We start from the raw sequence: 12,402 nt of genomic DNA on the forward strand, positions 1-12,402 counted from the left end.
CGGGGCGCTCGCTTCAATGCAGGAAATCCTGCATCCGGTAATACGCGCCGACGAGCGGCAGAAACCACGCGTGCCCGAAATGGCCGGGTATCGCCGGCCATTCGAGCTCGCGCCACGGGTTCGAGGCGGCCGCGCCATACAGCACGTCGGCCATCACACGGCCCATGTGCACCGACATCTGCACGCCGTGGCCGCTGTAGCCCATCGAGTAATAGAGCCCGTCGTGCTGGCCCGCGCGCGGCAGCCGGTCGGCGGTGATGTCGACGAGGCCGCCCCAGCAGTAGTCGAGCCGCACGCCGGCCAGTTCGGGGAAATAGCCCGCCATGCCGGCGCGCAGGACGTCGCCGCTCTTCGCATCGGAGCGCGGGCTCGACATCGCGAAACGCGCGCGGCCGCCGAACAGCAGCCGGTTGTCGGGCGTCACGCGGAAGTAGTTGCCGATCTGGCGCGACGTCACGTACGCGCGGCGGTGGGGAAACAGCCGGTTCAACTGCGCGTCGGGTAGCGGCTCGGTCACGACGATGAAGCTGCCGACCGGCGCGATGCGGCGCCGGAACCACGCGAACGGCCCATGTTGCGACGCGCCGGTCGCGACCAGCACGCGGTCGGCGACGATCGTGCCGCGCGTGCACGTGATCGTGTGGCGCTCGCCGTCGAGCCGCTCGATCTGCGTGACGGCCGCGTGCTCGTACACGCGTGCGCCCGCCCGCACGGCCGCCTGCGCGAGGCCGACGCCGAACTTGCCCATGTGCATCTGCGCGCCGTTGCGCTGCAGGAGCCCGCCGTAGAAACCGTCGGACGCGATTTCATCGCGGATCCGCGACGGCTCGATCAGTTCGATGTCCGGATCGACGTCGCGCCGCAACGCATCGAACGTCTTCGCGAGCCCAGCAAAGTGCTGCGGTTTCGCGGCGAGCTTCAGCTTGCCCGCGCGCCGGAAATCGCAGTCGATCGCATGGTCGGTCACGATCGTCTCGACGCTCTTCACCGCGCTTTCGTACGCGAGATAAAACTGCTTCGCCTGCGCGGCGCCGATGCGCGCGGCCAGCGACGCGTAATCCTGCGCGACGCCCGTATTGCACTGGCCGCCGTTGCGGCCGGATGCTTCGCCGGCGACCTGCGCGGCTTCGAGCACAACCACCGAGACGCCGCGCTGCGCGAGCGCGAGCGCTGCCGACAGGCCGGTGAAACCGCCGCCGATCACGACGACGTCGGCCCGCCCCTCGACGGGGCCAACGCTTGCGTCGCGAAACGCGGGGCGGGTATCCAGCCAGTACGATTCCAGTTTCATCGGATCCTTCTTGTGCATGCCGGCAACGACGATCGGCGACCGTTCAATGAGAATCATTTAATCACCGTCAAAAACCGCAGTTGCCGCGTATTCGCGCACGGCACGCGTATAAATTGCCGTTTTGCACGACCGCCGCGGCAGACTATGCGGCGGGCCGTTCACCGCACCGCGCGATGAACGGTTCGCGCGCCACGCACTACAACTGCACCGGCGTGACACCTGCGGGAATCGGCTCTGCCTGGAAGCGCGCGAGATCTTCCTCGCTGCGATGGCACAGCACCTGCGCGCCGTTGCCGAGCGTGCGCAGCGACGGCGCCGTCCGGTTGCACACGCCGTCCACGCGCATCGCGCAGCGCGACAGGAACGGACACAGCTCGGCCTCGTTCTCGCGCTCGCCGATCGACACCAGCGGCCGGTGGCAACGCTCGGCCGCATCGTCGAGCCAGCCCGCGCGCAGCTCCGGCGCGGACGACACCAGCAAGTGCGAATACGGGTGATAAGGCGGCGCGCACAGCGCGTCGCGGCTGCCCGTCTCCACGCGGTGGCCCGCATACAGCACGACGATGTCGTCGCTGATCGCGCGCACCTTCGCGATGTCGTGCGTGATGAACACGTACGACACGCCGAGCTTCGCCTGCAGGTCGCGCAACAAATCGATGATCGCGGCGCCGACGACGGTGTCGAGTGCCGACGTGACCTCGTCGCACAGGATCAGGTCGGGCTCGGCCGCGAGCGCGCGCGCGAGGTTCACGCGCTGCTTCTGCCCGCCCGACAGTTCGCCGGTACGCCGCGAGGCGACCGCCGGCGGCAGCCGCACGAGCTCGAGCAGCTCCGCGACGCGCTGGCGTGCACGCGCGCCCTTGATCCCGTGATAGAACGCGAGCGGCCGCGCGAGCGTGCGCTCGACGGTATGCACCGGGTTGAGCGCGGTATCGGCGTTCTGGAACACGATCTGCACGCGGCGGTGCTGCTCCTTCGTCCGTTTGCCGATATCGCGGGCGAGCGGCTCGCCGTCGAGCAGGATCTCGCCGCCGGTCGCCGGCACGAGGCCCGCGATCACCTTCGCGAGCGTCGTCTTGCCGGAACCCGATTCGCCGATCACGCCGACCGTCTGCCCGCGCCCGATGCGCAGGTCGACTTCATGCAGGATCACCTTCGCGGGCCAGCCGTTCGCGGCGCGGCCGCCGTAGCCGGCGATCGCGCCGCGCACGTCGAGCAGCGGCGCCGGCTCGGCCGGCGCTTGCGCCTGCGCGTCGCGTCCGGCATCGTTCGGCGTGACCGCCGCGATCAGGCTCTGCGTGTACGGGTGCGCCGGCGCATGCAGGATCTGTTCGGTCGCGCCCGCCTCGCGGATCACGCCATCGCTCAGCACGACGATCCGGTCGGCCATTTGCGCGACCACGGCCAGGTCGTGCGACACGTACACCGCACTCATCCCGTAGCGCCGGATCACGTTCTTGAACGCCTGCAGCACGTCGATCTGCGTGGTCACGTCGAGCGCGGTGGTCGGCTCGTCGAGGATCACCAGCTCCGGATCCGTGATCAGCGCCATCGCGGCCATCAGCCGCTGCAACTGCCCGCCCGATACCTGGTGCGGATAGCGCTTGCCGATCGTCTCCGGCTCCGGCAGCGCGAGCGCGCGAAACAGCTCGATCGCCTTCGCCTGCGCGTCGCGCTTCGTCATCGTCCCGTGGATCAGCGCGCTCTCGATCACCTGATCGAGAATCGTGCGCGACGGGTTGAACGCGGCGGCCGCGCTCTGCGCGATATACGCGACCTTGCGGCCGCGCAGCGCGGTCAGCGCCGGTCCGGAAAGCGTGCACACGTCGGTGCCGTCGAGCTTGACCGAGCCGCCGGCGATCCGGCATCCGGCGCGCGCGTGGCCCATCAGCGACAGCGCGATCGTCGTCTTGCCGGAGCCCGATTCGCCGATCAGCGCGAGCACCTCGCCGCGCCCGATGTCGAAGTCGACGCCGTGGACGATCGTCGTTTCCTCGCCACCCGGCCGGCCGCCGACCACGCGCAGCCCGCGCACCTCGACGAGCGGGTTCGATTCGTGTCGCATCAGTGTCCTCCGGCGGCACCGGCCGCGCCCTTGCGGCGGCCGCGATGCGGCAGGCCGTCGATCAACAGGTTGACGCCCACCGTCAGGATCGCGATCGCGACCGCGGGCATGATCGCGACGGCCGAGCCGTCGCCGAGGCTCGCGATGTTCTCGCGCACGAGCGAGCCGAGGTCCGCATACGGCGGCTGCACGCCGAGCCCGAGAAAGCTCAGGCCGCTCAGCAGCAGCACGACGAACGTGAAGCGCAGGCCGGTGTCCGCCAGCATCGGGTGGATCATGTTCGGCAGCATCTCCACGCACGCGATGTACAGCGCGCTTTCGCCGCGCGCCCCGGCCACCTGCACGAATTCGAGCGTGCTGATGTTGACGGCGAGCGCGCGCGCGATCCGGTACGAGCCCGGCATGTAGCTGACCGCGGCGGTAAGGATCAGCAGCGGCAGCGACGAGCCGAACGCGGCGACGAACATCAGCGCGAACATCTTCGACGGAATCGACGTGAGCGCGTCGAGCAGCCGGCTCATCGTCTCGTCGACCGCGCGGCCCGACACGGTCGCGAGCAGCCCGAGCGTCGTGCCGGTCACCGCGGCGAGCAGCACCGCGGCCAGCGCGAGCAGCACGGTCAGCCGCGTGCCGTACAGGATCCGGCTCAGCATGTCGCGGCCGAGGAAGTCGGAGCCGAACGGCAGCTTCGCGCTGAACGGCGCGAACACGTCGGGCGTGACGATCGCGCCGACGTCATGCGGCGCAATCAGCGGCGCGAACAGCGCGACGAACAGCATCAGGCCGGCCATCGACAGGCCGACGCGGCCGCCGGTCGTCAGGGCGATGCGCGCGGCGTGGCGCTTGCGCGGCTGGTCGGGGGCAGGCGCGGCAGGCGGCAGGCCGCCCCGCCCCAGGGGCGGATCGCCGGATGGCGGCAGCGCGCTGCTGCGTTGAACGGGTTCGATCGGTTGCATGGGCGGCATCTCGGAAGGAAGACGAAACACTCAGGTGCGCAGTCGCGGGTTCGACACGATCGAGCACAGGTCGGCGAACAGCACGAGCGTCAGGTAAGCGACGCAGAAGATCAGCGTGCACGCCTGGACCAACGGGAAATCGCGGTTGCTGACGGCGTCGACCATCAGGCTCGCGAGGCCCGGATAGTTGAAGATCGTCTCGACGACGATCACGCCGCCGAGCAGATACGACAGGCTCAGCGCGATCGCATTGGCGATCGGGCCGATCGCGTTCGGCAGCGCATGGCGCAGCACGACGCGCGCGGGGCTCGCGCCTTTCAACACGGCCATCTCGACATACGACGCGCTCAGTTGCTCGATCACCGCGGCGCGCGTCATCCGGGCCATCTGCGCGATCACGACCGCGCACAGCGTGAGCACCGGCATCGCATACGCACGCAGGAAATCGTGCAGGCTTTCGATCGGGCCGCTGTACGACAGCGCGGACAGCCAGTGCAGCTTCACCGCGAACACGAGCACGGCGACCGTCGCGATCAGGAATTCCGGCGTCGCGACGAGCGACAGCGTGCCGAGGCTGATCACGCGGTCGACCACCGATTCGCGCTTGACGGCCGCGAGGATGCCGAGCAGCAGCGCGATCGGCACCGACACGGCGGTCGTGATCGCCGCCAGCGTGAGCGACTTCGGCAGGCGCCCGCCGATCAGCTCCGACACCGGCATGTCGCCGGACAGCGACCGGCCGAAGTCGCCGTGCGCGAGCCCCGCGAGCCAGTGCGCGTAACGTACGTGCGCCGGCATGTCGAGACCGAACTGCTGGCGCAGCGCGGCGACCGTCTCCGGCGTCGCCGACTGGCCGAGCGCGGCCTGCGCGGCGTCGCCCGGCAGCAGGTTCGTGATCGTGAAGATGATCGCGGACACGATCAGCAGCGTCAGCGCGGTGACCGCGATGCGCCGGCCGATCAGCCCGATGAGGATTCGGTTCATGGTGCAGCACTCCCGAAAAAACCGCGCGTGGCCGGCGCGGTGGCCCGCACCGGCCGCGCGACGGCGGCCAGCCACAACGTCATGCGTTCCACCACACGTTCTCGGCGAACGTGAAGCCCATCATCGGCCCGGTAGGGATCGAGCCGAGGCCCGCGAGCCGCTTGTCGTAGCCGTCGAGGAAGCTGATGAACGCCGGAATGCCGACCCGGCCCTGCTGCGACACGATCACCTGCATGTCGCCGTACATCTGCTTGCGCTTCGCGTCGTCGGTTTCCGAGCGCGCGGCGAGCAGCAGCTGGTCGAACTTCGCGTTCTTCCAGCCCGACTCGTTCCACGGCGCATCCGACTTGAAGAATTGCGTGAACAGCACGTCGGCGCTCGAGCGCGGATTGATGTTGCCGAACGTGAGCGGGTGCTTCATCCAGTGGTTCGACCAGTAGCCGTCGGGCGACGCGCGGTTGACCTGCAGGTTCAGCCCGATCTTCTGGCCGACCTGCTGCAGCAGCACGGCCATTTCGATCGACCCGTTCGCGTCGGACGTCGCATAGATCGGCGGCAGCGTCGCGCCGAGCGCGCCCGCCTTCCGGAGCAGGAATTTCGCCTTGTCCGGATCGTGCGGCCGCTGTGGCAGCGACGCGTTGAAGTAGCGGTGCCCCGGCGGAATCGGCTGGTCGTTGCCGATCACCGAGTAGCCGCGAAACACCGCCGAGCGGATCTGCTCGCGATCGAACAGGTACTTCATCCCTTCGACGAAATCGGGGTTCGCGACGATCGGGTTGTCGCTGCGCATGATCAGGTCGGTGTAGAGGCCCGACTTGGTTTCCTTCAGCGCGTAGCCCGGCGTCGACGCGACCCGCTGCGTCGAGCGCGGATCGATCGCGTTGATCAGATGCACGTCGCCCGACAGCAGCGCGTTCAGGCGCGCGGCGCTGTCGCTGATGCCGATCATCTCGATCTCGTCGAGATACGGCTTGCCCGGCTTGAAGTAGCTATCGTTGCGCACGCCGACGGTCGACACGCCCGGCTTGAACGACTTCAGCTTGTACGGGCCGCAGCCGATACCGGTCGAGAAATCGGTCGTGCCGTCCTTGACGATCACGAGCTGCGGCGTCGCGAGGATCACCGGCAGATCGGCGTTCGCGCTCGCGAGCGTCAACGTGACTTCGTCGGGGCCGGTCGCCTTCGCATCCGCGAACTGTTCGGCAAGCGTCTTGACCTTCGACGCGGTGGCCGGATTCTTGTGGCGCATCAGCGAAAACACCACGTCGGCCGGGCCGACCGGCTTGCCGTCGTGGAACGTGACGCCCTTGCGCAGCTTGATGATCCAGGTCTTCGCGTCGGTCGTCTGCAGCGATTCGGCGAGATTCATTTGCGGCGTCAGGCTCTGGTCGAGCTGCGTGAGGCCGCTGTAGAACATGAAGAAGCGGGTGTAGTCCGCGCCCGTCGAGCCCTTGGCCGGGTCGAGCGTATCGGCCGTCGAGCCGGATTCGTTCGCGACCCGGATCTTGCCGCCGCGCTTCGGCGCGGGCGCGGCGAACGCCGGCTGCGCATCCACCAGCAGCCCGCCGCCGACGGCCATCATGCCGCTCGCCGCCATGACCTTCATCATGTCGCGGCGCGTGAAGCCGCCCTTGCCGTCATTGTCGATATCGTCGCTCATCCGAACTGCTCCTGACTGTGGGAAGTGGGTCCAAGGGTCCAGCGTGGTTGTTCAATCCCGCTACGTCCGCTTGCTGGTGGCGGGCGCGACGTCGTACACATGCAATTCATTTAAGCATCGCCAAAATGCGGTTTGTCGCGATTCGGGCCGCCCGCACGATACGAATCGACCGTTTTGGGCCACCCGCGCAGCATGAATTGCTGCGTGCGCGCACGTGTCGCCGTTGGCCCGGCGGCGTGTCGCGGCGGTTGCCGAACCCGTGTCGATGCAGGAAATCGTAAGGCCGTAGCCACCGCAGATTGCGCCGACAAAATTGCCCATTCGGCATCCGGCGCGCGTTTGGCTCACCCAAACCACGCGTTTGTGTCGAACGGGCGTGTGCGCGCCGAGCGCGGTCGAAATGCGCGGCACGTTGCGGCAGATCGCCGCATGCACGGGCGTCGGCGGTGGCGGTCGCGACGGTGCGTCGCGCAGGAAAGTTCAGAAGAATGCCGCGCGATCGGAACGGCGTGGCATGAAGACCGGAAAGTGACCGGGAGACGGCCGGAGCGCCCGGAAACCGGGCTGATGGAGCGCAAGATAAATCCAAGGGGATCGGTGCAAGAAATACGGGATTCCGTGAGCCGTTGGCTGGGTTCTGAGCTACACGGTCGGCCGGAATGGCCGCGAGGCCGTGCGGAGCGAACTGAAACTGATCGTGTACAGCCGGGCCGAGAGGTAGCGCCGGCCAGGCTGTTCCAGGCATTGCGGTACAGTAGCGCCTCCCTAGGAGTACGCGCTGAGAGAGCAGCGCCCTTGCTGGTTCAGGAGAAAAAAGAATGAGCGAAAATCGATACACGTACGGTACTTGGCACAATCTGCGTCCTGTCGACGTCTTCGCCCTGGTAGCGTTCGACGAGACGCGCAAGCAGCTCGGCCTCGACGATCTGGCCGCCGCGTCGGCAATGCTGCTCGGTCAGGGTGATGTCCCTGTCCCTGGCAAGGTGGCCGGAGCTACGCCGGGCACTTCCGTCACCTCGCTTGCCGCCCGCAAGCTGTTTCCCCAGACGCTGCCGTTTCGCTTGCCGATGATCACGGGTGTCGGGTTGTCGGGTATACGGATCTCGTTCACCCACCGCCTCGGTGCTTGGGTCGGCAGAACGATTCCCATCGTAGGCGAGGTGTTCCTGGCACGCGATGCCTACCTGATCATGCGCAACACCGTGACGACCTACAACCGACTTGTGAAGCCCGAAGACAGGGTACTCTGAGCCATGAACGACGATACCTGGGAACGTTTTGAAGCCTTTGCTCGCAAGGAGCTTGGCCGGCCGCTGTTCGGCAAGCTGAATCTCCAGCCGGAAACGCGGCTCGAGGAGGATCTCGGCGTGACTGGCCTTGACGGCGTCGAGTTTATCGACAACTGGGCCAAAACATTCAACGTCGACGCCGATGGATTCCCGTACCGGCGCTATTTCGGCCCCGAAGGTCAGGAACTGCTGTCGTCCCTCATCGGGCTGTTCGTAAAGCGGCTCCGGCCGCCGAAGCGTCACCCGTTGACCCTGGGCATGCTGGTCGAGGCAACGCGACGCGGGAAGTGGGACACGGACGCGATCGAGGCTGCTGCAGCGAAGTGATCGCATTTTGCGGCGTCGCGGCCGTCACCGGCGCGCTAACGCGCCGCGCGGGCTCACGCCGACGTGGCGAACAATGTACCGTCCTCAGGCGGCCGGCACACGATCGTCAGGCCGCCAGCCGGAATACCGATACGGCGGCCCGCAGGCGCGCGGCCTGCTCGTCCAGCGACGAGGCGGCGGCCGCCGCCTGCTCGACGAGCGCGGCGTTCTGCTGCGTGACTTCGTCCATTTGCGCGACCGCCAGCCCGATCTGTTCGATGCCGGTGCTTTGCTCGGCCGATGCCGCCGAAATCTCGCCCATGATGTCGGCCACCCGGTCGATCGAGCGGACGATCTCCGTCATGCGCTCACCGGCCGTCTCGACGAGCCGGCTGCCGCTGCCGGCCCGCTCGACCGACGCGTCGATCAATCCCTTGATGTCCTTCGCGGCCGCGGCGCTGCGTTGCGCGAGCGAGCGGACTTCCGATGCGACGACGGCGAACCCGCGCCCCTCCTCGCCGGCCCGCGCGGCTTCCACCGCGGCGTTGAGCGCGAGAATGTTGGTCTGGAATGCGATGCTTTCGATGACGACGGTAATGTCGGCGATCCGTACCGATCCGTCCGAAATCTGCCGCATCGTTTCGACGACCGCCTGCACGGCGGCGCCGCCGAGTTCGGTCGCATCCTTCGCCTGGGCCACGAGCGCATTCGCCTGGCGTGCGTTGTCGGCATTCTGTTTGACCGTGGACGTGATCTGCTCCATGCTCGCGGCCGTTTCCTGCAGCGACGCGGCCTGCTGCTCCGTGCGCTGCGACAGATCCAGGTTGCCTTGCGCGATCTCGCCGGTGCCGATGGCGATCGAGTGGGTCGTGGTCTGGATTTCGGCGATGGTCTCGGTCAGCCGCGCCTTCATGTCGCCGAGCGCGACGAGCAGGCTGCCGGGCGCGGCGTGCGCCGTATCGAACTGCACGTCCAGCTCGCCGGCGGCGATGCGGGCGGCGATCTGCGTCGCATGCGCGGGCTCGCCGCCGAGCGTACGTCTGACGCTGCGCAGCACGCCCCATGCGATGGCCGCGAGCGCCGCGGCGATGACGAGCGCGACGGCGCCCAGCACCATCGCGAGCCGGGTAAACGCCGCATTGATGTCGTCGTAGAAAAATCCCGTGCCGATCCACCAGTTCCAGTCCGGAATCGCGACCACGCCCTGGAGTTTCGGCTCCAGGTCCGCATCGGGGCTGCGCTTGACCAGCACGTCGACGAGCGCGAAATGCGCCTGCGCCATGCCCGCGCGGTACGCCTCGCTGTCGGTCAGGCCGCTGGTCGTGCGGTTGCCTTTCGCGCGCGTGCCGATGAATTTCGCGTTCGGGTGCACGAGGTTGACGCCGTCGGACGTCGTGACCCAGAAGTAGCTCTTCGAATTCGCGTTGAGCGCCGACAATGCGGCCTTGGCCTGCTGCTGCGCCTGCTCCTGCGTGAGCGTGCCGTTCGTCTGCATCGCGCGATACGAATCGACCAGATGCTCGGCCTTGGTCAGCAGAATGACGACCTCTTCGCGGCGGCTGTCGATCAGCGCGTCGCGCAGCGTATGCAGCGACAACGCGGCGAGCAGAACGACGCCGAGCAGCGCCGCGACGACGAGCATCAGCAGTTTCGTGGACAACTTCATGCGGGGCCTCGCAATATTAACCGTTCGGTACATATATCGGCCCGGGCGGGCCGGCCTTGAACGATTCAATATCGGTAATTACCCTCGCTTCGTGCGCTGAACGAACGCGCGACGAGACGCGACGGGCCTCGGCGGCATCGCGGCCGCGTCCCGTCGCGCGTTCGATGGATCTGCCGGCGCCGGCGGCTTACAGCCCGAGCTGCGTCGCGAGATGGCCGATGTCCGACACTTCGTAATAGTTGTAGAACGGCGTGCCCGGCTCGTGGCCGCGGTTCACGAACGCCTTGTGCTTGATCCCGAGATCCTCGGCCGTCATCAGGTCGTAGCGCAGGCTCGACGACACGTGCAGCACGTCCTCCGGCTTGCAGCCGAGCTTGTCGAACATGTATTCGAAGCCCTGCATCCGCGGCTTGTACGATTGCGCCTGCTGCGCGGTGAACACGGCATGGAACGGTGCGCCGAGCTTGTCGACGTTGCTCATGATCTGCTCGTCCATCGCGTTCGACAGGATCACGAGCTTGTACTTCGACGCCAGCCGCGACAGCCCGGCCGGCACGTCCGGGTGCGGGCCCCACGTCGGCACCGCCAGATAGAAGCGCTCGGCCTCGGCTTCGTCGAACTTCACGCCGATCCGCGCGCAGGTGCGGCGGACCGCGTTGACGACGACGTCGCGGTACGGCTTCCACGCGCCGAGCACCTCGTCGAGCCGATAGGCGGCGAACGCGCGCACGAATGCCTCCATCGCGGCCGGCGTCAGCCGGTCCGCATAGATTTCGCGCGCCGTCTCGGCCATCCGGAAATGGGTCAGCGTGCCGTAGCAGTCGAAGGTGATGTACTTCGGTTCAAACTGGATCATGGTGACGTCCTGTCGGTGTGAAGCCCCGGCAGGGCCGGGGGCGGGCTGGGTTGTACGAAATTGAATCAGGGCAAAAAGTCGTTCGCGCGTCGTTCGGCGCCGCTCAAAACGCAGAATCGCCGCGTGTTGCGCGGCACATGCAGCACGATCTGCGGTGCGATCCGGCGGGCGCCGCGCAGCCGGCCGATGGGCGCCGCGCCACCGCGTCCGGCTCGCCTGCCGGTGAGGCCCTTCGGCAGGCGGCACTGCCGCCGTGTATTCATCGTAGCGGCATTCCCACAGCACGAATGGTCGGATCGACCGGCCGCGCCGGCACGATCCGCGCGTTCGTGCGCGCCGATCGCGCGGGTTTGCGTCGATCGTGCGCCAGCGCCCGTCGGCGCGGGAAAACAGGCGAATCGTCCTATCCGCGCCGCCACCGCGCTGGCAGAGTGAACGAGTCATTTCCACCCATCCGGAGTCCGGCGTGTCCGACCTCAATCCTTCCCGCACGCTTACCTATCGCCCGTTCGCCGAAACGGACCTGCCCGCCGCCCATCGTCTGTCGGAGGCCGTCAAGTGGCCGCACCGGCTCGATGACTGGCGCTTCGTGTTCCAGCTCGGCGGCGGCTTCGTCGCCGAAGACGAAACCGGCGTCGTCGGCACCGCGCTCGGCTGGCGCTTCGGCGAATCGCACGCGTCGCTCGGCATGGTCATCGTGTCCCCCGAGCGCCAGGGCCGCGGCATCGGGCGCGAGTTGATGACCCGCGTGGTCGACAGCCTCGGCACGCGAACCATCTTTCTGCATGCGACGCCGGCGGGCGAGCCGCTGTACGCGAAATTCGGATTCGACGTGATCGATACGATCGATCAGCACCAGGGCGCCGCGTTCCAGCCTCCGCTGATCTCGCTGCCGCCCGGCGAGCGCCTGCGCCCGCTCGGCACCAACGACGGGCCGCGCCTCGCCGCGCTCGCGTCGCGCGCCGCCGGCTACGAACGCGGCGCGGTGATCGATGCGCTGCTCGACGCCGCGAACGGGATCGCGCTCGACCGCGACGGCGAGCTGCTCGGCTTCGCGCTGTTCCGCCGGTTCGGCCGCGGCCACGTGATCGGCCCGGTGGTCGCACCCGATGCACTGCGCGCGCAAGCGCTGATCAGCCACTGGCTCGCGCTGAACGAGGGCATGTTCGTGCGGCTCGACGTGCCGGGCGACAGCGGGCTGTCCGACTGGCTGCAGGGGCTCGGGCTGCCGCGCGTCGACACCGTCGTCGCGATGGCGCGCGGCGCAACGCCCGCGCGTGACCCGGCGCTGCGCACGTACGCGATCGTGAACCAGGCGCTCGGTTGACA

General features: G+C 67.9%; 11 protein-coding genes. 3 read left to right on the forward strand and 8 right to left on the reverse strand.

Annotation, left to right across the window (positions count from 1 at the left end; translation table 11 throughout):
* Positions 1-13: 13 nt before the first annotated feature.
* From CFB35_RS32590 to CFB35_RS32610, 5 genes are all read right to left on the reverse strand, one after another.
* Positions 14-1,348: an FAD-binding oxidoreductase gene (locus tag CFB35_RS32590; protein ID WP_089466187.1), complete on the reverse strand. Its 1,335-nt coding sequence runs from the start codon at positions 1,346-1,348 to the stop codon at positions 14-16.
* A 139-nt stretch (positions 1,349-1,487) separates the two neighbouring features.
* Positions 1,488-3,356, reverse strand: coding sequence for an ABC transporter ATP-binding protein (locus CFB35_RS32595; protein ID WP_089466188.1), 1,869 nt, complete (start codon positions 3,354-3,356; stop codon positions 1,488-1,490).
* Positions 3,356-4,312, reverse strand: a complete 957-nt coding sequence (locus tag CFB35_RS32600; RefSeq protein WP_059577932.1) for an ABC transporter permease — start codon at positions 4,310-4,312, stop codon at positions 3,356-3,358. Before CFB35_RS32600 ends, CFB35_RS32595 begins: the two co-directional genes overlap by 1 nt.
* A 30-nt stretch (positions 4,313-4,342) precedes the next feature.
* Positions 4,343-5,296: an ABC transporter permease gene (locus CFB35_RS32605; RefSeq protein ID WP_059577929.1), complete on the reverse strand. Its 954-nt coding sequence runs from the start codon at positions 5,294-5,296 to the stop codon at positions 4,343-4,345.
* 79 nt (positions 5,297-5,375) lie between these two features.
* The gene (locus CFB35_RS32610) at positions 5,376-6,956 is read right to left on the reverse strand and encodes an ABC transporter substrate-binding protein (RefSeq protein ID WP_059577926.1); all 1,581 of its coding nucleotides are present in this window, start codon (positions 6,954-6,956) and stop codon (positions 5,376-5,378) included.
* An 818-nt stretch (positions 6,957-7,774) separates the two neighbouring features.
* Here CFB35_RS32610 and CFB35_RS32620 point away from each other — a divergent pair.
* Both CFB35_RS32620 and CFB35_RS32625 read left to right on the forward strand, forming a co-directional pair.
* Positions 7,775-8,206, forward strand: coding sequence for an STM2901 family protein (locus tag CFB35_RS32620; RefSeq protein WP_059577923.1), 432 nt, complete (start codon positions 7,775-7,777; stop codon positions 8,204-8,206).
* A 3-nt stretch (positions 8,207-8,209) separates the two neighbouring features.
* On the forward strand, positions 8,210-8,572 hold the full coding sequence (locus CFB35_RS32625) for a DUF1493 family protein (RefSeq protein WP_059577921.1): 363 nt from the start codon (positions 8,210-8,212) through the stop codon (positions 8,570-8,572).
* 106 nt (positions 8,573-8,678) lie between these two features.
* On the opposite strand, the gene CFB35_RS32630 is transcribed toward CFB35_RS32625, so the two are convergent.
* From CFB35_RS32630 to CFB35_RS35190, 3 genes are all read right to left on the reverse strand, one after another.
* Positions 8,679-10,217 (reverse strand): methyl-accepting chemotaxis protein, encoded by a 1,539-nt coding sequence (locus CFB35_RS32630; RefSeq protein WP_089466189.1) that lies wholly within the window; start codon positions 10,215-10,217, stop codon positions 8,679-8,681.
* Positions 10,218-10,404: 187 nt separating this feature from the next.
* The gene (locus tag CFB35_RS32635) at positions 10,405-11,073 is read right to left on the reverse strand and encodes a haloacid dehalogenase type II (protein ID WP_059577915.1); all 669 of its coding nucleotides are present in this window, start codon (positions 11,071-11,073) and stop codon (positions 10,405-10,407) included.
* A gap of 65 nt (positions 11,074-11,138) precedes the next feature.
* Entirely contained in the window at positions 11,139-11,336 is a 198-nt protein-coding gene (locus CFB35_RS35190) for a hypothetical protein (RefSeq protein ID WP_059577913.1), read from the reverse strand.
* 203 nt (positions 11,337-11,539) lie between these two features.
* Here CFB35_RS35190 and CFB35_RS32645 point away from each other — a divergent pair, with 203 nt between their 5' ends.
* A complete protein-coding gene (locus CFB35_RS32645; RefSeq protein ID WP_059577911.1) occupies positions 11,540-12,400 on the forward strand; it encodes a GNAT family N-acetyltransferase in 861 nt (286 codons plus the stop codon).
* The last annotated feature ends 2 nt before the right edge of the window (positions 12,401-12,402 follow it).

It is taken from the genome of Burkholderia sp. AU16482, assembly GCF_002223285.1.
GTDB classification, from domain to species: domain Bacteria; phylum Pseudomonadota; class Gammaproteobacteria; order Burkholderiales; family Burkholderiaceae; genus Burkholderia; species Burkholderia semiarida.